1 pseudogene is annotated in these 232 nt (G+C 47.0%); it reads left to right on the forward strand.

The window, feature by feature from the left end:
* Positions 1-232 (forward strand): annotated as a pseudogene (locus AB4585_RS25720) (ABC transporter substrate-binding protein); the annotation flags it as partial.

Consider the following 232-nt stretch of genomic DNA (forward strand, 5'->3'; position numbering starts at 1 on the left):
CTTCCTGAGGTTGCAGCACTATTAAAGCAACAACTTGAAGCTGCTGGATTTAAGGTTGAGCTTGATATCCGCGAGTACGCGCAAATTGAGAATGATGCCTTAGCGGGTAAATTTGATGCCTTTTTGCTATCGCGCGCAACAGTGCTGGATTCTGGTGACCCAGTTGCTTATATGCAAAGCGACTTTAGCTGTGAGGGTTCGTTTAACCTTGGGTTGTTCTGCTCAGAAGCGG

It is taken from the genome of Vibrio sp. 10N.222.49.C9 (assembly GCF_041474985.1).
GTDB classification, from domain to species: Bacteria; Pseudomonadota; Gammaproteobacteria; order Enterobacterales; family Vibrionaceae; genus Vibrio; species Vibrio crassostreae_C.